This is a genomic window from Pseudomonas sp. GW821-FHT02H06, from assembly GCF_059421525.1.
In genome coordinates this window covers 267,006-287,890 of record NZ_JBWKVD010000001.1, presented here as the reverse complement: position 1 = coordinate 287,890, position 20,885 = coordinate 267,006, and the positions used below count along the sequence as shown (strand labels likewise).

The following is a 20,885-nucleotide window of genomic DNA, read 5'->3' as shown; positions in this document are numbered from 1 at the left end:
TTTCGTCTTGCGGCAGTGAACTGACAAACGTCAGGCCATGACTTCAGGACGAATGGGAAGGTGGATTTACCCTCCCTGGCGTTGAAGTCGAAAAGGGTGCCGGACTTGAGCCCGTCAACCGAAAAACTGTTGCAGAATGCGCATGTGATGTTGCAACTCGTGTACCGCTGCGCGCAGATCCCAAGGCTGGGTGGTCTGCCATTCGCGCTGGCGGGGTAGCGCGGTAGATTCGGGGGTTATTCAGCCCTTCGTACACAGGTAACGCGCGAGAAAAAAACCTTGAAATCGCGCCACGACTTGTGTTTGTGATTTCGGCGAAAACGCTACATGTAGGGTCTCCGCCGTCGAAGGGCTACAAGATATGCGTTTCGGACACTTACTGCAACGCATGACCTGTGGATAAAGCTGTGTGTAATTTGTGTGTGAAACAGGGAAATCCCGTGTAGGCCGCATGGCGTCTGGCATGAGCGCTTTGTCGGCGACCAAAATCATTTTTTGCGGATTTCAGCGGGCGTTAACGCTGTCGCAAAAGCCCGATGCGCAAGCACTATCAATAAGAAAAAACAAGGAGCCTCACCGTGCAGCCACAACCCTGGCAGGTGCTGATCGTCGAGGATGACCAGCGGCTGGCCGAGCTCACCCGCGACTACCTCGAAAACAACGGCCTGCGCGTGAGCGTGGAAGGGGACGGCGCGCGGGCGGCCCGGCGCATCATCGACGAGCAGCCGGATCTGGTGATCCTCGACCTCATGCTCCCCGGCGAAGACGGCCTGAGCATCTGCCGCAAGGTTCGCAGCCACTACGACGGCCCGATCCTGATGCTCACCGCGCGCACCGACGACAGTGATCAGATCCAGGGCCTGGACATGGGCGCCGACGATTACGTGGGTAAGCCGGTGCATCCCCGGGTTTTGCTTGCGCGCATTCATGCGTTGTTGCGGCGCAGCGAGGCGCCCGAAAGCCCCGCCGAGGAACCGCACCGGCTGGAATTCGGCGCGCTGGTGGTGGACAACGCCCTGCGCGAGGCCTGGCTCAACGACCAGAGCGTCGAGCTGACCAGCGCCGAATTCGACCTGTTGTGGCTGTTGGTCGCCAACGCCGGGCGCATTCTCTCTCGCGAGGAAATTTTCACGGCCCTGCGCGGCGTCGGCTACGACGGCCAGGACCGCTCCATCGACGTGCGCATCTCGAAAATCCGCCCGCGCATCGGCGACGACCCCGATCACCCGCGCCTGATCAAGACCGTGCGCAACAAAGGTTATCTGTTCGTGCCCCACGCCGCCGCGCAACTGCAATCCCTCAAGCGCGACGGCTGACCGATGAATTCCATCTTCCTGCGCATTTATGGCGGCATGCTCGGCGTTCTGGTGCTGGTGGCGTTGCTGGGCGTGCTGACCCTGCATCTGGTCAACGCCGTGCGCGCCGAGCAGTACCGCGAGCAGTTGGCCCACGGCACCTTCACATTGATGGCCGACAACCTGCGCGGCATGGACAGCATCGAACGCACCCGAGCCCTCGCGGTGTGGGAACGTCTGCTCGGCATCCCGCTGACACTGGAAACCGCCGAGCACGCGCATCTGGACGGCAGCGCGCGCAGCCGTCTGAGTCGCGGGCAGGTGGTGGTCGAACAGACCGGACCCCATGCCGCGCAGGTGTTTCGGGAGGTCGAGCCGGCGATGTCGGGCAATCCGTCCAGCGGCTTGCTGCTGACGGGCGAGGTGCGGCAGATCAGCGAGCAACTGGCCCGCGCCACGATCTTTCTGTTGCTGGACGAGCTGGTGCGTCTGCCTGTCGATGAGCAGCCGGCGCGGCTGGAAGCGTTGCGCCAGAGCAAGGGTTTCGGCTTCGACATGCAGCTGATCCGGCTGGAGAAGCTGGATGTCGACGATGACCAGCGTCGGCGCATCGACGAGGGTGACACGGTGATGGCGCTGGGCAAGGGCGGCGATTCGATCCGCGTACTGTCCGGCGTCGGAGAGACCCCGTGGGTGCTGGAGATCGGCCCGCTGTTTCAGATGAACCCCTATCCGCCGGAGCTGCTGATCCTCATCGCCTTTCTCGGTCTGTGCCTGATCGGCCTGGTGGTTTATTTGCTGGTGCGTCGGCTTGAACATCGGCTGCGCGGGCTGGAAGCGGCGGCCACGCAGATCGCCCAGGGCAGCCTGGAAACCCGCGTGCCCGCAGCGGGCGCGGATTCGGTCGGACGGCTGGCGTTGGCGTTTAACGGCATGGCCGAACACCTGCAGCGTTCGCTGATGATCCAGCGCGAACTGGTCCGCGCGGTGTCCCATGAGCTGCGCACGCCGGTGGCGCGGTTGCGTTTCGGGCTGGAAATGATCAACGACGCCACGACCCCCGAAGCGCGGCATAAATACATGGTCGGCATGGACAGCGATATCCAGGACCTCGACAAGCTGGTTGACGAGATGCTCACCTACGCGCGCCTGGAGCAGGGCGCGCCGACCCTGAATTTCCAGCGCATCGACCTTGACGCCCTGATCGAGCAGGTGATTGCCGAACTGGCGCCGCTGCGGCCGCACATCAGTGTCAGGCGTGGGGAGTGCGTTGATGCGCTGCATCGTGTCGGATCGGACTGCGAGCATTGGGTGGAGGCCGAGCCGCGTTACTTGCACCGGGCGCTGCAGAATCTGCTGAGCAACGCCATGCGCCACGCGGAGTCGGAGGTGCGGATTGGTTATGAACTGGGTGAGGAGCGCTGTCGCATCGACGTCGAAGATGACGGCCCCGGCGTGCCGGAAAGTGCCTGGGAGCGGATCTTCACGCCGTTCATGCGCCTGGACGACAGCCGCACCCGGGCGTCGGGCGGGCACGGTTTAGGGTTGTCGATTGTGCGCCGCATCATTCATTGGCACGGCGGGCGCGCGCTGATCGGGCGCAGTCAAACCCTCGGCGGCGCGTGTTTCAGCCTGGCGTGGCCCCGCCAGCAGGGGGAGGCGTGATGTTCGACGGGGCGCTGGCCGGGTTTGCTCGCACGGTGGTGGTCGATGAAACACGGGCTGTGCTGCCGTTGACCGAGCTGTTGCGGGATAAGGCTCTGGATCGCTTGCTGCTGAAGGTGTATGGGCCGGAGTTGGTAAGGGAGCAGTTGCCGGTGCTGGTGTCGCAGTGGATGAAGTACTACGCGATGCAGCTGATTCCGCCGGTGGTGGTGGCGAGTCTGGCCCATGGCATGGGGTGGCCGCTGGGGCTGGACCGGCTGAGTTTCGCCCTGCATGAACGGGGGTTTCTGGATGGGGTGAGGTTTGACGGGGCCGTGATGCAGGTGCCGTCTTCGGATAACCCGTTCGAGCGTTTTGCGCCGCTGTTGGGGAATCTTCAAGAGGTGATCGACCGCTTGAGTGCCTACGGTGACGTGCCGGCGGCCGTGCTGTGGGGCAACGCCGGGGATTATCTGGAAACCTGCTTGCGGCAGTTGTGCGCGGCGAGCGACGTTTCCGTAGTTGCGGGGTATGGCTTGTTGCGTGAAAGGCTGAGGCCGGATGGGCGGCGCAATCCGCTGTTCCAATCAGTTAGCTATATAGAAAGGGATGGGCAGACGGTTCGGCAGCGGCGCACGTGCTGCTGGAGTTATCGGGTGGAATGGGTGGGGCGGTGTGAGCATTGTCCGTTGGGCGCGGCCGTCAGCCCCGAATCGCCACCAGACTCAACAGCTGCCCGTCCTGCACGCTGAACTGCGCGTCCAGCTCCTTGCCGTTATGCCATTCCGCCGACAGATCAATTTTCAGCCGCAGCCGCGCGTTACCGTCGTCTGACCAATCCAGCAACTCGGCGTCCTCGAAATAGAAGCGCTTGAGCACGATGGGGTAGAGCGCCTTGAACAGGCTTTCTTTCAGGGAAAAGGTCAGGGTGACGACCTTGGCTGCTTGATGTTCGGGCCCGGCGTTCAGGCGCTGCATTTCCGCAGGCGTCAGAATCTCTCCAGCCAGGCGCACGGCGCGCTCGTTGCTCATCAGCTGTTCGACGTCCAGGCCCAATCCGCGCCAGTCCGTTTTGCGCGCGACGATCGCGGCGGCCCAGCCGGTGCTGTGTGTGATCGAACCGGTGATGTCCTGCGGCCAGATCGGCGCGCGGTCTTCGCCAATCAGGGGGACGTGGGTGCGGCCGTCCAACTGGCGCATCGCCTCCCGCGCGCACAGACGACCGGCGAGGAATTCCGTCTTTCGCTTGGCCACCGAGCGCTGAATGGAAGCGGGCGGCTCGATGAGACAGCGCTGAAAATCGCCGTCGATGAGCTTTTGCGGATCGAACCGACCGCTCACCAACACCACCTCCGCCAAGCTGTGCGGCAAGGGCCAGTGAGCGGTGAGGGCAGGGCAACAGTCGGGCAGTGTCGGGGATCGAGTCATGCCCGGCATTCTGCCGGAACCGCGGTGTTGGGCGCAAAACCGGTTTGCGGGCAGGCAAACCGTCTTCGCGAGCAAGCTCGCTCCCACAATGGCCTGCGTTGCCCGGGATTTCAGCGTCATGCGCAGAACTGCATTCCAGTGAATGCAAAATCAAAGGCGAGCACAAAACCTGTGGGAGTCAGCTTGCTGACGAATGAGGTGGGTCAGGCGGAGTGGATGGCACAGGCAGACCGCATTCGCGAGCAAGCTCACTCCCACAGGAGATGTGTGTTGCCCCGAGACTTCAGCGTCATGCATAGAACCTGTGGGAGTCAGCTTGCTGACGAATGCGGTGGGTCAGGCGAGGTGATGGCACAGGCAGGAAGCATTCGCGAGCAAGCTCACTCCTACAGTGGATCGGCGTTGGCCGGGGTTTCAGCGTCACGCAAAAAACTGCATTCCAGTGAATGCAAAATCCAAGGCGAGCACAGAACCTGTGGGAGTCAGCTTGCTGACGAATGCGGTGGGTCAGGCGAGGTGATGGCACAGGCATAAAGCATTCGCGAGCAAGCTCACTCCTACAGGAGATGTGTGTTGCCCCGAGACTTCAGCGTCATGCACAGAACCTGTGGGAGTCAGCTTGCTGACGAATGCGGTGGGTCAGGCGGAGTGGATGGCACAGGCAGACCGCATTCGCGAGCAAGCTCACTCCTACAGTGGATCGGCGTTGGCCGGGGTTTCAGCGTCATGCACAAAACCTGTGGGAGTCAGCTTGCTGACGAATGCTCTGGTCCAGTACATGTTCAGGAGGGGTTCAGCGCTGGCTGCGTATTCTCCAAACCGTACCCAACAAGGCGCCTGGCGCCGGAGGACCTGCTCATGCTGACGTTCAACAAGCTCTTTCTGGCGCTGGCGTTTCTTGGCAGCAGCGCGGCGGCGCAAGCGGCTGATGGCAACGCGGACGTGTCCCGCACCGATTTCGGCAAAAACACCGAACGCGCTGACCGCATCAACGGCCTGCGCCGCAGCCTTGCCAACAGCACCCAGGTCGGCAGCTGGAGCCAGGCGTTCAGCCAGCAACCTGTGGATCACCCCTACGCCACCGGCTACGGAAATCTCGCCGCACGCGTCAACGGCGTGAGCCTGCAAACGGCCAATCTTCCGACCGCTTACCATCCACAGGCGTCCTTGCCAGGCACAACTAGACTGTTCGACACCCGCTTACCGGTCCGCACCGTGCAGCAACCGCCTTCGCTGAGTCTGAGCGAGAGTCAGCACACCTATTTACCCGTCCACCACGTTTTATAAGCCAATTTTTTAAGCCGCCAGCCTGTTTTTCGCGGTGTCTGGATTGCACAATCGCTGCCGGGCTCGTCACACTGCACGCGCTCGGCAGCGTCGTTGAAACTCTTGAAAAAAGAGGGTTGCCTTTGCCTGGGAGAGCGTCATGAAATTGCTGGTTGTCGAAGATGAAGCCCTGCTGCGTCACCACCTGCAGACCCGTTTGACCGAAAGCGGTCACGTCGTCGAAGCGGTGGGCAACGCCGAGGAAGCGTTGTATCAGGCGGGCCAGTTCAACCACGATCTGGCGGTCATCGACCTGGGCCTGCCGGGTGTCGGCGGTCTCGACCTGATCCGTCAACTGCGCGTGCAGAACAAGGCGTTCCCGATCCTCATCCTGACCGCGCGCGGCAACTGGCAAGACAAAGTCGAAGGCCTGGCCGCCGGCGCCGACGACTACGTGGTCAAGCCGTTCCAGTTCGAAGAACTCGAAGCGCGCCTCAACGCCCTGCTGCGCCGTTCCAGCGGTTTCACCCACTCCACCATCGTTGCCGGCCCGCTGAGCCTGGACCTCAACCGCAAGCAGGCGTCCCTGGACGAACAACCGCTGGCGCTGACCGCCTACGAATACCGGATTCTCGAATACCTCATGCGCCACCACCAGCAAGTGGTGCCCAAGGAACGCCTGATGGAACAGCTGTACCCCGATGACGACGAGCGCGATCCGAACGTGATCGAAGTGCTGGTTGGTCGGCTGCGCCGCAAGCTCGATGGGCCTGCCGGTTTTAAACCGATCGACACCGTGCGCGGCCTGGGCTACCTGTTTACCGAGCGCTGTACATGATCCGTTCGCTGCGCCTGCGTCTGATGCTGGGCGCCGCGACCTTGGCCGTCATCTTCATGCTCCTCATGCTGCCGGCGCTGCAAAGCGCTTTCAGCCTGGCGCTGGAAAGCTCCATCGAAAAACGTCTGGCGTCCGACGTCACCACGCTGATCTCCGCCGCCCGTGTCGAAGACGACCACCTGCTGATGCCGTCGTTACTGCCCGGCGAGCAGTTCGCCCTGCCCGACAGCCGCTTGCTCGGCTACATCTATAACCGCGCCGGCAAACTGGTGTGGCGCTCCCGGGCCACCGAAGACGAGGCCATCGACTACCAGCCCCGCTACGACGGCCGCGGCAACGAATTCGCCAAGATCCGCCAACCCAACGGCGAAGAGTTCTTCGTCTACGACGTCGAAATCAAACTGCTCGGCGGACGCAACGCCGCCTACAGCATCGTCGCCCTGCAACCGGTGCGGGAATACCAGGAAACCATCTCCGGCCTGCGCGAAAAACTCTACCTGGGTTTCGGCGGCGCGCTGCTGGTCCTGTTGATTCTGCTGTGGGGCGGGCTGACCTGGGGTCTGCGTGCGCTGCGGGGCATGAGTCAGGAACTGGATCAGGTCGAGGCGGGCTCGCGGGAAAGTCTCAGCGAAGAACACCCCAGCGAACTGCTGCGCCTGACCGACTCCCTCAACCGCCTGCTGCGCAGCGAACGTGAGCAGCGCATTCGTTACCGCGACTCCCTCGACGATCTCGCCCACAGCCTGAAAACCCCGCTCGCGGTGCTGCAAGGCGTCAGCGAGCAGATCGCCAAACGGCCGGAGGACCTGGAGCAGGCGCGGATTCTGCAATCGCAGATCGAGCGCATGAGCCAGCAGATCAGCTATCAGTTGCAACGCGCCAGCCTGCGAAAAAGCGGGCTGGTGCGCTATCACGTGGCCCTCAAACCCGTGGTGCAGAGCCTGTGCAACACGCTGGAAAAGGTCTACCGCGACAAGCGCGTCAACGTGGTGCTCGACCTGCCGGACAATTGCCAGGTGCAGATGGAAGAGGGCGCCTTGCTGGAGATGCTCGGCAACCTGCTGGAAAACGCCTACCGCCTGTGTCTCGGCGAAGTGCGCGTGAGCTGGCGGTCATCGATGATGGGCGACGAGCTGTGCATCGAAGACGACGGCCCCGGCGTGCCGGAAGATCAGCGCGCACGGATTCTCGAACGCGGCGAGCGGCTGGACACGCAAAACCCGGGGCAGGGCATCGGTCTGGCGGTGGTCAAGGACATCATCGAAAGCTACGGCGCGCGGCTCACCCTGGGCGATTCGGAACTGGGCGGCGCGGCGTTCCGCATCCAGTTCGCCATTTAATTTCCGCCAATGGCACTCCCATCAAGGCGGATACCCGCCAGTGTGGCGGACGATTTGCCGGCAAACGGCGGAAAACCGCCACCCTCTTTCGGCCAACGGGTCTATCGTTAACCAGCCGGTTCACGGAATCCGGGCCTGTCACACGATTTAACAACTCTGGCACGGTGCTTGCGATGCACTGGGCAGAGGTCTGCCGCGCGCAGCTCGACAAAAACAAATCCCTCCGAGCAGGAGGGTTCGCACTTTAGGCGTCTCTGCAACCGGAATGTTGCAGACCGATGCTCTTGAGGAAACTGCAATGACGACTCGTCAGCCCATCTATAAATCCCTGTACGCCCAGGTGATCGTCGCGATCATCGTCGGTATCGCCCTCGGTCACTGGTACCCCGAAACTGCCGTAACGCTCAAACCGCTGGGTGACGGGTTCATCAAACTGATCAAAATGGTCATTGCACCGATCATCTTCTGCACCGTCGTCAGCGGCATCGCTGGCATGCAGAGCATGAAATCCGTGGGCAAGACCGGCGGCTACGCGCTGCTCTACTTCGAAATCGTTTCGACCATCTCGCTGATCATCGGCCTGATCGTGGTCAACGTCGTCCAGCCGGGCGCCGGCATGAACATCGACGTGTCCACCCTCGACGCTTCCAAGGTCGCGGCCTACGTGACCGCCGGTAAAGACCAGAGCATCGTCGGCTTCATCCTCAACGTCATCCCGAACACCATCGTCGGCGCGTTCGCCAACGGAGACATCCTGCAAGTGCTGATGTTCTCAGTGATTTTCGGTTTCGCCCTGCACCGCCTCGGCGCCTACGGCAAGCCGATCCTGGACTTCATCGATCGCTTCGCCCACATCATGTTCAACATCATCAACATGATCATGAAGCTCGCCCCGCTGGGCGCGCTGGGTGCCATGGCGTTCACCATCGGTGCCTATGGCGTCAGTTCGCTGGTGCAGCTCGGCCAACTGATGCTGTGCTTCTACATCACCTGCCTGCTGTTCGTGCTGGTGGTGCTCGGTGCCATCGCTCGCGCTCACGGCTTCAGCATCCTCAAGCTGATCAAGTACATCCGCGAAGAACTGTTGATCGTGCTGGGTACCTCGTCGTCCGAGTCGGCACTGCCACGCATGCTGATCAAGATGGAGCGTCTGGGCGCGAAGAAATCCGTTGTGGGTCTGGTGATCCCGACCGGTTACTCGTTCAACCTCGACGGTACCTCGATCTACCTGACCATGGCTGCGGTGTTCATCGCTCAGGCCACCAACACCCACATGGACATCACCCATCAGATCACCCTGTTGCTGGTGCTGCTGCTGTCGTCCAAAGGTGCGGCAGGCGTGACCGGTTCCGGCTTCATCGTACTGGCCGCCACCCTGTCTGCCGTCGGCACGCTGCCGGTCGCCGGTCTGGCGCTGATCCTGGGCATCGACCGCTTCATGTCCGAAGCCCGCGCCCTGACCAACCTGTGCGGTAACGCTGTGGCAACCCTGGTTGTCGCCAAGTGGGTCGGTGAGCTGGACGTTCCGCAGATGCAGTCCGAGCTGGCCTCCGGCGGTCGTGCCATCGACAACACCGCTCCTACCGACGACCTGGGTGTGGCCGAAACTGCGCCTACCCCTGTTGTACGTTCGTAAGCTGCGTTCGTAACACGCGTCAGCGGTAAGGGTTGTTGAAAAAGCCTGTCTTCGGACAGGCTTTTTTTATGGGCGAATCGCACCTACTCTGAGCCCCTTGCCGGCCATCAGAGAACGCCCCATGCACGGTCCGCTGTCATCGCTCAAAGTCCTCGATTTCTCGACATTGCTGCCCGGACCATTCGCTTCGCTGCTGCTGGCGGACATGGGCGCTGAGGTGTTGCGCATCGAATCACCGACCCGCCCGGATCTGCTGCGGGAATTGCCGCCCCATGACCACGGCGTTTCAGCCAGCCACGCCTACCTCAACCGCAACAAACGCAGCCTGGCGCTGGACCTCAAACAGCCTCAGGCCATCGAGGTGATCAAGCGACTGGTGGCGGATTACGACATCGTGCTGGAGCAGTTTCGGCCGGGCGTGATGGAGCGGCTGGGGATTGGCTATGAGGCGTTGAAGGCGATCAATCCGCGGCTGATCTACGTCGCCATCACCGGTTACGGCCAGACCGGGCCCTACCGTAATCGCGCCGGCCACGACATCAATTACATGGCCGTGGCAGGGCTGGCCAGCCACACCGGGCGCCAGGACGGCGGGCCGTTGCCCTTGGGCGTGCAGGTCGCGGATGTCGCCGGTGGTTCGTTGCATGGGGTCATCGGTTTGCTCGCGGCGGTGGTCGCGCGCCATCAAACCGGGCAGGGCCAGTACGTCGACGTCAGCATGACCGATTGCGCGTTCAGCCTGAATGCCCTGGCCGGCGCGGGGTATCTGGCGGCCGGCGTTGAGCCCGATCGGGAGACGCAGATGCTCAACGGCGGCAGCTTCTACGATTACTACCGCAGCCGCGACGGCAGGTGGTTTTCGGTGGGGGGCCTGGAGCCCGGTTTTCTCCACGGGATGTGTGCCGCGCTGGGACGACCGGAACTGGCGAGGCTTGGGCTCTCGTTTTTGCCCGACGAACAGGCCGTGCTCAAGCGTGAGCTGGAAATCGAGTTCGAGCGCCGCAGTTCCGATGAGCTGCAAGAACTGTTCGCCGGCATCGATGCCTGTGTCGAGCCGGTGCTGAGTTTCTCCGAAGCCACGCAGCACCCGCACATCCAGGCGCGCGAGATGCTGGCGCAGGTGCCCCGCGGTGACGGCAGCGCTCAACTGCAGATGGCCTGCCCGGTGAAGTTTTCAGAAGGACTGCCCGCGCCCCGGCACATCGGCGTGGCCGTCGGCGCGCATTCCGCGCAGGTGCTGGCTGAAGCGGGGTTCAGCGCGCAGGAGATTGAGTCGATGGGTGAGGCGGGGGTGTTTGGGTGAAATCTGAAGGCCGGGTCAATCGAATGCCCCGGCCTCTCGTGCGCAACCTCAGTGGCTTTAACAACGTCCCGAGTCCACTCCAATCCTGTGGGAGCAAGCTTGCTCGCGACGACTTGCTTGCAGCTCCTTGAGAAATTGCTGACTGCCCTGGCCCCTTCGTGAGCAAGCTCACTCCCACAAGTCCAGCGGCGTTACCAAGGTCCCGAGTCCACCCCGGTCACTCGTGCGCAACCTCAGTGGCTTTAACAAGGTCCCGAGTTCACTGCAACCCTGTGGGAGCGAGCTTGCTCGCGAAGACTTACTTGCAGCCACTTGAGAAAGCGGGGAGTCACTCCACCCGCGTCTCGCCGCTGAACACCAGAATCTCCCGGCAGCGTTTGCACAGGTAGCGCCGGCCTTTGCGCACCAGCTTGTGGCGCTGGGCGGTGAACGGGAAATCGCTCTCCGGGCACGGGCATCGGTAGATGTAGCGGGTCACGCTGCGGCGCTGGATTTCGTAGGTGTGACAGCGGTTGGGCGGGAGTTCGTAGACGCCGCGCATGATCAGCTGCCATTCCTCGCCGTGGGGCTGAATGGTGTCACCGAACAGTTGATGAGCAACGAGGTGCGCGACCTCGTGGGGGACGGTCTGGCGCAGGAAGTCCTCGCGGTTTTCCAGGTACAGCTGCGGATTGAAGCGCAGCATGTTCTCGTGCAGATGTGCCACGCCGGCCTTCTGACCGCGCAGTTTGACGCTCACGACCGGACGCTTGAAAGGGCGTTTGAAGAAGTCTTCGGCTTGCTGGTAGCAGGATTCGACGCGGGTGTTGAGTGGTTCGAGCATGCTTCATCGGTCTCCAGAGGAGGCGAGTATGCCGCAAAGCTTCTGTGCCGCCAAAACCCAAAGCGCCGAATGGTCACCGGGTACTAACTGGTGAATTCCGGACCGATCCCTACGCCCCACAGCACCACGGTAAACGCCATGATCGCCACCAACACCACCAGCCCGACCGCGAGCACCGAGCTTGAGAACATGAAGCCTTCGTCCGGGTGCACGCCCATGAACACCGGCAAACCGACGTACAGCAGGTACACCGTGTAGCAGACCGCCGCCAGCCCGACCATCATCCCCAGCCACATGTGCGGGTACAGCGCGGCCAGCCCGCCGAGGAACAACGGCGTCGCCGTGTAGGTCGCGAAGGCCACGCAGCGCGCCAGGCTGGGTGTCGCATCATAGGTGCGCGCCATCCAATGGATGAAGCCGCCCATGATGCCGACGCCGGCGAGCATGGCGATGTACGACATCAGCGCCATCCACACTGCGCTGTCGCTGGTCAGCATGACCGGCGGCCGGTCGCCGATCTGCCACCCCACCTGCGTCGTGCCGATGTACGCCGATACCGCCGGGATCGCCGCCAGGATCAGCGTGTGGGTGAAGTACATATGGCCGATGCTTTCTTCACCTTCGCCGCGTATCTGTTGCCATTCCTGATCGGGGTGGGTGAACAGCCCCAAGACGTGATGGATCATATCCGTTACTCCCGTGATGTGTGCCGCCGCTTCCCACGAAGCCCGACTGCAGATGCCGTCAAAACAAGGTCACAATCGATCAAGGGAAATGGCTGGGACCTCTCAGGTCAGTATAGAAAGCTGAGCACCCGTAAACCGGAGGCGTTAGAGCGATTGAGGCGTTCAAGGGCGCTGTTAATAGCGGTTGGCGATCAAGGGCCCTAGAAATCGACGGTGGTTCCACCCGCGACAGCCATTACCCGAGCCGGTCTTTTTGCGTAAAATGCCGACCCTTTCCCCACGTCTCTTCCCACCACAGCGAGCGGATACCAGCGCCATGGGCACCCTTTCAGTCAATCAGAACAAACTGCAGAAGCGTCTGCGTCGGCTCGCGGGCGAAGCGGTGGCCGACTACAACATGATTGAAGAGGGCGACAAGGTGATGGTCTGCCTGTCCGGCGGCAAAGACAGTTACACGCTGCTGGATGTGTTGCTGCATTTGCAGAAAGTCGCGCCGATCAAGTTCGACATCGTCGCGGTGAACATGGACCAGAAACAGCCGGGTTTCCCCGAGCACGTCCTGCCGGCGTACCTGGAGCAATTGGGCGTCGAGTACCACATCGTCGAGAAAGACACCTATTCGGTGGTCAAGGAGCTGGTGCCAGAGGGCCGGACCACGTGCTCGCTGTGTTCGCGCCTGCGTCGCGGCACGCTCTATACGTTTGCGGATGAAATCGGCGCGACCAAGATGGCCCTCGGTCACCACCGTGACGACATCGTCGAGACGTTTTTCCTGAACATGTTTTTCCAGGGCAGCATCAAGGCCATGCCGCCCAAGCTGCGCGCCGACGATGGCCGCAACGTGGTGATTCGTCCGCTGGCGTATTGCGCCGAGAAGGACATTCAGGCCTATTCGGACTTCAAGCAATTCCCGATCATCCCGTGCAACCTGTGCGGCTCCCAGGAAAACCTGCAGCGTCAGGTGGTCAAGGAGATGCTGCAGGAATGGGACCGCAAAACCCCCGGCCGCTCCGACATGATTTTCCGCAGCCTGCAGAACGTCCAGCCCTCGCAACTGGCGGACCGCAACCTGTTCGATTTCACCAACCTGCGCATCGACGAAACCGCTGCCTCGCGGTTTGTGAATGTGGTGAATGTGTAGAGCTCAGTCCGCATTGAGCCAGTGAAATCGCATTCCCGGCTAAAGCCGGTCCCACTAAACCGCGTTGAAACCGTGGAATCGCCTTCCCGGCTGAAACCCGGTCCCCGGCCGAATGCACGACCCTGTGGGACCGGCTTCAGCCGGGAAGAGGCCGGTTTGAACACCCCAGATATACGCCAAAACACGCGGATCGGCTCACCCAAAAAACGACCGATTACAACCCCACATCCGGCAACACCGGCTTGTTCGCCAACGCGGTCTTCATCAACTTCTCCACATATTCCCGATCACTGTCCGGCAGCGCCAGACGCGGTGGGCGGGTGAGGGCGCTGCCGCGTTCCATGATCGCTTCGCACAGCTTGATGCATTGCACCAGGTCCGGACGCGCATCCAGGTGCAGCAGCGGCATGAACCACTCATACAGCGCCATCGCCTCGGCAAAGCGCCCGGCCTTGGCCAGACGGAACAACGTCTCGCCCTCTTTCGGGAAGGCGTTGGACATCCCCGACACCCAGCCCACCGCGCCCACCGCAACGCTTTCCACCAACACATCATCAAGCCCGGCAAACAGCACGAAGCGATCGCCGACTTCGTTGCGCACGTCGATAAAGCGGTTGGTGTTGCCCGACGAATCCTTGAAACACACGATGGTGTCGCAGTCCGCCAGAGAGATGAGGATGTCCGGGGTCACGTCGTTCTTGTAGATCGGCGGGTTGTTGTAAACCATCATCGGCAGGTCGGTGGCGGCGGCCACGGTGCGGAAGTGGGTGGCGGTCTCGAAGGGCTTGGCCGAGTACACCAGCGCCGGCATCAGCATGATCCCGTCGGCACCGGCTTTCTGCACCTCTTTGGCGACGGCACTGGCATTGGCGCTGGTGAACTCGGCAATGCCGGAAATCACCGGCACGCGCCCGGCCGAGGCGTCTTTGGCGGCTTCCATCAGGCTGATCTTTTCGGCGACGCTCAACGAGGTGTTTTCCCCCACGGTCCCGCAGATCACCAGCCCCGACACGCCATCGCGCACCAAATTGGAAATGACCTTATGGGTGGCCTCCAGATTGAGGGAGAAATCGTCGTTGAATTGCGTAGTAACGGCAGGGAAGACCCCGCTCCAGGACACGGACTGGCTCATGATTGACTCCTGATTGGATAAAGGTATTTCGTATACGTTATTGTTTCCGCGGAGAACGCCCGGGTATTGGGTGTTTCGACGGCATCTCAGACTGCCTCGGTCCCCTGTAGGAGTGAGCTTGCTCGCGAATGCGGTGTATTTGTCACCACATCCATCGCAGACGTACCGCATTCGCGAGCAAGCTCGCTCCCACAGGATTTGCATGCGTCCAGCCAAATCGGCTGTGCAATCATTCGCAAACCGACGCAGCATCTACAGCTTCAACCCCACCGGCCAGGTATCACTCAACTTGTACCCCTCTGGCCACGGATCGCTCGGGTCGAGCATGTGCTGGTGCGTGCCGGTGATCCACGCCCGCCCGGACAGGCTCGGGATGATCGCCTTGCGCCCGGCCACCTCGGTCTCGCTCTGAATCCTGCAGTGAAACTCCGAGCCAATAATTGAACGCCCGATAAACCGGTCGCCCACCTTCAGCTGACCCTTTGCATGCAACACCGCCAGCCGTGCCGAACACCCGGTGCCGCACGGCGAGCGGTCTATTTTGCCGGGACGAATCACCACCGCGTTGGCCGCATGGGCCACGCCGCCGTCAAAACTCACCGGCGCTGCGATCTGGCAAAACGAAATGTGATTCCAGTCCTTGTTCAACGGATGGCTGAAACCCAGCTGCTCGTTGGCGGCCTTAGTGATTTTCAGGCCGGTGTCTACCAGGTCCTTCGCCTCATCAGCGGTCAACGAAAAGCCCAGCTTCACCGAATCGACGATGGCAAAACTGTCGCCGCCATAGGCGGTATCCACCTGAATAGACCCCAGCCCTGGCACCTCGATCCACACGTCCAGCTGATCGGCGAACGACGGGTGGTTGTGCACCTCGACGCTCATCACTTTGCCGTCGCGGCACTGGGCAATCGCTTCGATCAAACCGCCCGGCGCCTCCAGGATCAGACGTGTTTCCGGCTCGGTCATCGGCAGAATCCCGCTGTCCAGCAGCACCGTCGCCACGCACAGGGAGTTGGAGCCAGACATCGGCGGCACGTCGGCCGGTTCCATGATGATCCAGCCCATCTGCGCTTTCGGGTGCTTGGGCGGCACCAGCAGATTGACGTGACGGAACACCCCGCCGCGCGGCTCGTTGAGCATGAAATTGCGCAGCACGTTGTCCTTCTCGATCCAGCGCGACTGCTCCCATATCGTCTCCCCCGGCGGCGGCGCAACCCCGCCGACAATCACATCGCCCACCTCACCTTCGGCGTGACAACTGACCACATGAATCACTTTCGTTGAGCGCATGACCTAAGGCCCTCCTGTAAAAAAATACGTATCGATTTGCTTGGGCTCATCAGAAAATGAGGCGAGCCTTCGATCTCACTCACGCTGGATGACGTGTGGGAGTGAGCTTGCTCACGAAGGGGCCGGTACAGTCGCAACCTCTCTGGCGCCTGCAATGCAGTCCTCGCGAGCAAGCTCCTCCTACAGGTGGTGGTTTCCATGCACGCCCTCTTTAAGCCAACCCCCTAATTGATTGATCGCAAAAAATCCGCCGTCTCCGGCCGCTGCGGGTTGCCGATCACTTGGTCCGGCGTGCCGATCTCGTGCACCAGCCCGTTGCGGAAAAACGCCACGCGGTCGGACACGTCCCGGGCGAAGCGGATTTCGTGGGTCACCAGAATCATCGTCATGCCGTCCTCGGCCAGCATGCGCATGGTGTCCAGCACCTCGCCCACCAGTTGCGGATCGAGGGCCGACGTCGCTTCGTCGAACAGCATGTAATCCGGCGACATCGCCAGCGCCCGGGCTATCGCCATGCGCTGTTGCTGCCCACCCGACAACTTGCCGGGAAACACCTTGAGCTTGTCGCCCAGGCCCACATGGGTCAGTTGCTTGACCGCCAGCGCTTCGGCTTCGGCCTTGCTTTTGCCCAGCACGGTGCGCGGGGCGAGCATGACGTTTTCCAGCACTGTCAGATGGGGAAACGCGTTCCACTGCTGAAAGACGATGCCGATTTTCTGCCGCAGCTTGTTGATGTCCGTGCCCCGGGCATGCACCTCGGTGCCATCGACGCGAATGCTGCCGCTCTTGATCGATTCCAGCCCGTTGATGCACATCAGCAGCGTCGACTTGCCCGAGCCCGAACCGCCGATGATCGACACCACTTCGCCCTTGTTCACCTGCAGGCTCACGCCCTTGATGACCTCAAGCTCGCCGAATGACTTGTGCACGTTGTCGATCTCAATCATTTTCCTGCCACCTCGTTTCCAGCCGGGCGCCCAACCGGGCGACCACCAGACTCATGACGTAATAAATCAGGCCGGCGATGCACAGCACCAGCAGCGGCTCCTGAATGCGCGTGACGATGGTTTGCGAGGCGCGCAGCAGTTCGACGATGCCGATCCACATCACCAGCGCGGTGTCTTTCATCACCCCGAGCAGCAGGTTGATCCAGCCGGGAAACGCCACGCGGGTGGCCATCGGCATGACGATCTGGCGCAGGTCCTGCCAGTACGTCAGGCCCAGGGAGCGGCTGGCGCGGCGCAACGTAAGCGGCACCGACAGCACGCCGCTGCGCACGATCTCTGTGCAATAAGCGGTGACATACAGCCCCAGCACCACGCAGGCCACGGCGAAGGCGCTCCAGTTCAGGCCGACGATGCTTTTCAGCGCGTTGAACAGCACGAACTGAATCAGCAACGGCACGCTGCGGAACACGTCCAGCACCCATGCCAGCGGAATCGTGCTGCGCGGCAGGAGGGCGCGGGCCATGCCGCAGACCACCCCCGCCAGCGTGCCGATGAACATCGACACCACGGTCAGCAAAATCGTGACCCAGGCGCCCTGAAGCATGAATTGCAGGTCGTTCCAGGTGAACGTGCTCTCGAACATGCCCATCTCCTCAGTACCGGAACAGCCGCCAGGACAGCAGCCGGGCAACGGCCACGATCAGCTTGGCGATCAGGTAATAGAGCACCGCCGCAATGGCGAAGAATTCGAAGGTGCGGAAGGTCTTGACGTTGTAGTCCTGGGTCACGCCGGTGAGGTCGTTGTTCAGGCCGACGATCACCCCCATCGAGGTCATCAGCACGGCCCACACCATCTGGTTGGTCAGCGGATAGAAAACGATGCGCAGCAACTGCGGAATGACGATCAACCGGTACGCCTGTGGCGCGCTCATGCCCAGCGAACGGGCGGCGCGCAATTGCGTGTCGGGCACGGCCTTCAGACCACCGCGGAAGTTCTCCGCCAGATAGCCCGCGTTGTTGATCGTGATGCCGGCGAGCAACGCGGCCCACGAACTGATGTGCAGGCCGAACGAGCCCAGTCCGAAATACAGGATGTACACCTGAAACAGCGACGGCGTGTTGCGAGCAATGGAAATCCAGGTCGCGGCGAAACCGCGGAACAGAGGGTTCTTGCCCTGGCGCATAAACACCAGAAACAGCGCGATGGTCACGCCGAGGATCATCGACAGCGCCGCGGTTTCGAAGGTGACCCACGCGCCGCTGAGCATGTCGGGCAGGGCCTTGAACGCCGCGCGCCAGTGGAAGTTGTAATCAAACATCTGCGCTGACCTCCGCCTGGTGCGCCGCCATCAACCAGACCGGCAGGCGCCCACTGGCGACACCGGTGATCGCGCTGTCGACGCACTCGGCCAGGCTGGCGAAATGTACGCGACGCCCCACAAGGCCCGGTGCGTAGTGCGCGTATTTGCCGGAGTTGGTCATCAGGTTGCGCGCGGTCGGCGGAATCACCGGCTCGCCGAGCATGCACCAGCAGGTGTCGGTGACGAACTGCACGCCGAAGTTTTCGAGCGTCTCGACATAGCCGGCCTGCTGCGCGCGTTCCAGGGTGGCGCGGCCGCAGGTGATCACGATCGCCACGTTTTCATGCTTGCGCCGGCTGCCACACAGGTGCGCCAGCGTCGCGCATTCGCTCAGGGAAAAATGCGGGTTGCCCAGCGTCACGGCGTCCACTTCCGGTGTTTGCGCGCTGTTCAGCTCGCGCCAGCTGTGCAGCAGGTCCGCCGGGCTGACCCTCAGGGTTTTCTCCGGCGCATGCCCGTCCAGCGCCAGCTCGGCGGTGGTGGCTTCGGGGGTCACGCCGGCGATATGAAACATCGGCGCAGCGGACGTGGTGGCGAACGCCGCGCCGAAGGCCTTGAGGTCATCCAGCGTGGGCGCCTTGTGTTCGAGGCCGCAGATTACCGGGATCGTGGCGCCGCACTGCAGCCCGACGTGATAGCCGAGCAGCGGGTAGAAACTGTCGTCGAGGCCGTCCAGTGCGGGGACGTCGATGCGCAGGGTGGCCAGCCGTTGTTGGGTCAGGTGGCAGCCGATCTTCGGCGCGCGGCCGGTGAGGGCGATGCAGATGTCGAGGTAATCGGGGTACTTCAGGGTACGCGCGCCGATTACGCTGTTGGCGTAGACCACGGCGTTGGATTCGGCCCAGACGATTTGCTCGCCGAGCTCCGGGGCGCTGTCCAGCAGGTACGGCGCGCAGGTAAAACTCACCCGCGCGCCCATCTCCAGATAGGCATCGCCCAGCTGACTGGCCGGCTCGCCGAGGGCCGGATCGACGCCCAGTTCCCGCCAGCGGCGCTTGTCCACGGAGATGGAATTGAGGGTGGTGGGCACGCGGACTTTGCCGCCCCAGGCCACCAGTTGCCGGGCGAAACGCAGGCTGGCCGGGCCGGTGTAGATGCAGCCGTCGATGTGCGCCTGGGTGATGTCCAGCAGTTCGGTCGCGCCTTGCAGTTCGGCCATGCGCAGGATGATGCCCATCGCCACCTGCGCGGCTTTGCCGTAAGCGCCATCGAGAAAGCCCTGGTCGGTTTCGGTCAGGGCGATGGTGCTGATGGCGCGGCGGTCCGCCTGAAGTGGGTGATCGCGAAAAAGTGGAGGCGGAGGGCTGGAAAAGCCGCTCACGCGGTCATCTTCGACCCGCACGAAAGCGACGTCCCGCAGTGCCGCAAAACCCGCTTCGCCGAGGCTGATCACCGGAATCGAATGGCCAAACATCTGCTCGGCGATCAACACGCCGAGGGTGAGGATGTCTTCGACGCGCTCGAAGACCAGCGCGGCGGGGGCGTGGCCGTTGAGGATCAGTTCCAGCAACACGCTGCTGCCGGTACACGAACCGCGCCCGCTGGGAATGGCCAGCACGCGACCGTTGATGAACCGGCCGCTGAGGGGGTGATGGCGGTCGATCACTTCACCGGTAAACGGCTCGACCCCGCCCCAGAAACTCAGGCCCACGTCGGCGTACAGCAATTCGCCCTGAGCGCTGCCGGAAACGAGACAGCGCCCGTTCAACGAGACTTCAGACATCGTGGGCTCCTGAATGAATGACCCGGTTCCGGGATTCGATCGTTTCCGGTGATCGTTCCCATGCTCCGCGTGGTAACGCCGCTTGCGACGCTCCGCGTTTTGGCTTTTTGACGCGGAGCGTCTGGGGCTGCATTCCCACGCGGAGCGAGGGAACGATCATCGTGAGGCGTATTAACGATCAAGCAATCTCAGTAATAGACGCCCGGCACGGTCAGGTCGACCGGCTTGCCGCCCACCCACTTTTCATACAGCTCGGCATAGCGTCCCGAGCGCACTTGCTGGTTCACAAACAGGTTCAGGTAATGGATCAGCCCGTACTCGTTACGCTTGGCCGCAAGAGAAACGTAGTCGATGGTGTAGGGCGCGTTACCGGCAATCTTCAGGCCTTTGTATTTGCCGGATTTGATCGAGGCGGCGGCGACGGTGTTGGTGACCACGGACGCTTTGATGTGGCCCTGGGCGACGGCGAGGATGGTGTCGTTCTGGGTCTGGTAGGCGCGGAAACTGCCGCTGCCCCATTTCTTCTGATCCTTCTCCAGCGCGATCGCCTCGAACGTGCCGCTGGTGTTGCCGACATCCTTGCCCTTGAGGTCGTCGTAGCTGTTGATGCCGGCGTCGTCGCGGGTCAGCACCACCATCTGGAAGGCGAAATACGGGATGGTCATCGCCACCGTTTTTGCCCGCTCCAAGGTGTCCGAAGTCGACGCCACGATCACGTCAGCTCGCCCTGAAACCAGTGCAGGAATGCGGTCCGGAAACGGCGTTTCCACCACCTCGGCAGTCACGCCCAGCACCTTCGCAAGGTCGTTGCAGTAATCGACGTCAAACCCGACCGGGTTATTCTTGTCATCACGGGACCCCATCGGCGGGAAGTCCAGGGTCACGGCGCAGCGCAGTTTGCCGGAGTCGATGATGTCATCGAGCTTGTCGGCCAGCGCGGTGTTGATAAAAGAAGAGCTCATGACGGCGAGGAGGGCGACGGCGACAGCTTGGTTTTTCATAGAAGCCTCGGTGCGTGCAAAGGGGGAAACG

General features: G+C 62.1%; 19 protein-coding genes. 9 read left to right on the top strand and 10 right to left on the bottom strand.

Features of this window, described 5'->3' with window-relative positions:
* The first annotated feature begins 578 nt into the window (after positions 1-578).
* Genes AC07VF_RS01390 through fhuF form a run of 3 tightly spaced genes read left to right on the top strand, consistent with a single transcriptional unit; the run spans position 579 to position 3,691 of the window.
* A complete protein-coding gene (locus AC07VF_RS01390) occupies positions 579-1,316 on the top strand; it encodes a response regulator (protein ID WP_495008803.1) in 738 nt (245 codons plus the stop codon).
* A 3-nt stretch (positions 1,317-1,319) separates the two neighbouring features.
* The gene (locus tag AC07VF_RS01385) at positions 1,320-2,960 is read left to right on the top strand and encodes an ATP-binding protein (protein WP_495008804.1); all 1,641 of its coding nucleotides are present in this window, start codon (positions 1,320-1,322) and stop codon (positions 2,958-2,960) included.
* The gene (fhuF, locus tag AC07VF_RS01380; protein WP_495008805.1) at positions 2,918-3,691 is read left to right on the top strand and encodes a siderophore-iron reductase FhuF; all 774 of its coding nucleotides are present in this window, start codon (positions 2,918-2,920) and stop codon (positions 3,689-3,691) included. The genes AC07VF_RS01385 and fhuF overlap by 43 nt, the downstream gene beginning before the upstream one ends.
* Here the strand turns inward: fhuF and AC07VF_RS01375 are convergent.
* On the bottom strand, positions 3,642-4,367 hold the full coding sequence (locus tag AC07VF_RS01375) for a 4'-phosphopantetheinyl transferase family protein (RefSeq protein WP_197983905.1): 726 nt from the start codon (positions 4,365-4,367) through the stop codon (positions 3,642-3,644). The genes fhuF and AC07VF_RS01375 overlap by 50 nt on opposite strands.
* An 858-nt stretch (positions 4,368-5,225) precedes the next feature.
* Between AC07VF_RS01375 and AC07VF_RS01370 the strand changes: the two genes are divergently transcribed.
* The 5 genes from AC07VF_RS01370 (at position 5,226) to AC07VF_RS01350 (ending at position 10,750) form a co-directional block, all read left to right on the top strand.
* Positions 5,226-5,654 carry a hypothetical protein gene (locus AC07VF_RS01370; protein ID WP_192172932.1) on the top strand — a complete coding sequence of 143 codons (429 nt, stop codon included), beginning with the start codon at positions 5,226-5,228 and terminating at the stop codon, positions 5,652-5,654.
* Between the two features lie 139 nt (positions 5,655-5,793).
* Positions 5,794-6,471: a response regulator gene (locus AC07VF_RS01365; protein WP_495008806.1), complete on the top strand. Its 678-nt coding sequence runs from the start codon at positions 5,794-5,796 to the stop codon at positions 6,469-6,471.
* Positions 6,468-7,811, top strand: coding sequence for an ATP-binding protein (locus tag AC07VF_RS01360; protein WP_423574663.1), 1,344 nt, complete (start codon positions 6,468-6,470; stop codon positions 7,809-7,811). Before AC07VF_RS01365 ends, AC07VF_RS01360 begins: the two co-directional genes overlap by 4 nt.
* A 298-nt stretch (positions 7,812-8,109) precedes the next feature.
* Complete coding sequence (locus tag AC07VF_RS01355; protein WP_192172930.1) at positions 8,110-9,447, top strand: dicarboxylate/amino acid:cation symporter; 1,338 nt, start codon at positions 8,110-8,112, stop codon at positions 9,445-9,447.
* A gap of 121 nt (positions 9,448-9,568) precedes the next feature.
* Positions 9,569-10,750 carry a CaiB/BaiF CoA transferase family protein gene (locus tag AC07VF_RS01350; protein ID WP_192172929.1) on the top strand — a complete coding sequence of 394 codons (1,182 nt, stop codon included), beginning with the start codon at positions 9,569-9,571 and terminating at the stop codon, positions 10,748-10,750.
* A 328-nt stretch (positions 10,751-11,078) separates the two neighbouring features.
* Here AC07VF_RS01350 and AC07VF_RS01345 read toward each other — a convergent pair whose 3' ends face one another.
* Positions 11,079-11,573, bottom strand: a complete 495-nt coding sequence (locus AC07VF_RS01345; RefSeq protein WP_192172928.1) for a SprT family zinc-dependent metalloprotease — start codon at positions 11,571-11,573, stop codon at positions 11,079-11,081.
* Positions 11,574-11,656: 83 nt separating this feature from the next.
* Complete coding sequence (locus AC07VF_RS01340; protein ID WP_192172927.1) at positions 11,657-12,259, bottom strand: Yip1 family protein; 603 nt, start codon at positions 12,257-12,259, stop codon at positions 11,657-11,659.
* A 316-nt stretch (positions 12,260-12,575) separates the two neighbouring features.
* On the opposite strand from AC07VF_RS01340, the gene ttcA reads away from it, so the two are divergent.
* Positions 12,576-13,400 carry a tRNA 2-thiocytidine(32) synthetase TtcA gene (gene ttcA, locus AC07VF_RS01335; RefSeq protein WP_192172926.1) on the top strand — a complete coding sequence of 275 codons (825 nt, stop codon included), beginning with the start codon at positions 12,576-12,578 and terminating at the stop codon, positions 13,398-13,400.
* 214 nt (positions 13,401-13,614) lie between these two features.
* On the opposite strand, the gene AC07VF_RS01330 is transcribed toward ttcA, so the two are convergent.
* From AC07VF_RS01330 to AC07VF_RS01300, 7 genes are all read right to left on the bottom strand, one after another.
* A complete protein-coding gene (locus tag AC07VF_RS01330) occupies positions 13,615-14,532 on the bottom strand; it encodes a dihydrodipicolinate synthase family protein (protein WP_192172925.1) in 918 nt (305 codons plus the stop codon).
* 252 nt (positions 14,533-14,784) lie between these two features.
* Entirely contained in the window at positions 14,785-15,822 is a 1,038-nt protein-coding gene (locus AC07VF_RS01325; protein ID WP_495008807.1) for a trans-3-hydroxy-L-proline dehydratase, read from the bottom strand.
* 224 nt (positions 15,823-16,046) lie between these two features.
* Positions 16,047-16,769 (bottom strand): amino acid ABC transporter ATP-binding protein, encoded by a 723-nt coding sequence (locus tag AC07VF_RS01320; protein ID WP_065992809.1) that lies wholly within the window; start codon positions 16,767-16,769, stop codon positions 16,047-16,049.
* Positions 16,762-17,412 carry an amino acid ABC transporter permease gene (locus tag AC07VF_RS01315; protein WP_108120509.1) on the bottom strand — a complete coding sequence of 217 codons (651 nt, stop codon included), beginning with the start codon at positions 17,410-17,412 and terminating at the stop codon, positions 16,762-16,764. Before AC07VF_RS01315 ends, AC07VF_RS01320 begins: the two co-directional genes overlap by 8 nt.
* A 10-nt stretch (positions 17,413-17,422) precedes the next feature.
* Positions 17,423-18,088, bottom strand: coding sequence for an amino acid ABC transporter permease (locus AC07VF_RS01310; RefSeq protein ID WP_192172923.1), 666 nt, complete (start codon positions 18,086-18,088; stop codon positions 17,423-17,425).
* On the bottom strand, positions 18,081-19,853 hold the full coding sequence (gene lhpI, locus AC07VF_RS01305; RefSeq protein WP_192172922.1) for a cis-3-hydroxy-L-proline dehydratase: 1,773 nt from the start codon (positions 19,851-19,853) through the stop codon (positions 18,081-18,083). The genes AC07VF_RS01310 and lhpI overlap by 8 nt, the downstream gene beginning before the upstream one ends.
* 188 nt (positions 19,854-20,041) lie before the next feature.
* Positions 20,042-20,854, bottom strand: coding sequence for an ABC transporter substrate-binding protein (locus tag AC07VF_RS01300; protein WP_192172921.1), 813 nt, complete (start codon positions 20,852-20,854; stop codon positions 20,042-20,044).
* Between the last annotated feature and the right edge of the window lie 31 nt (positions 20,855-20,885).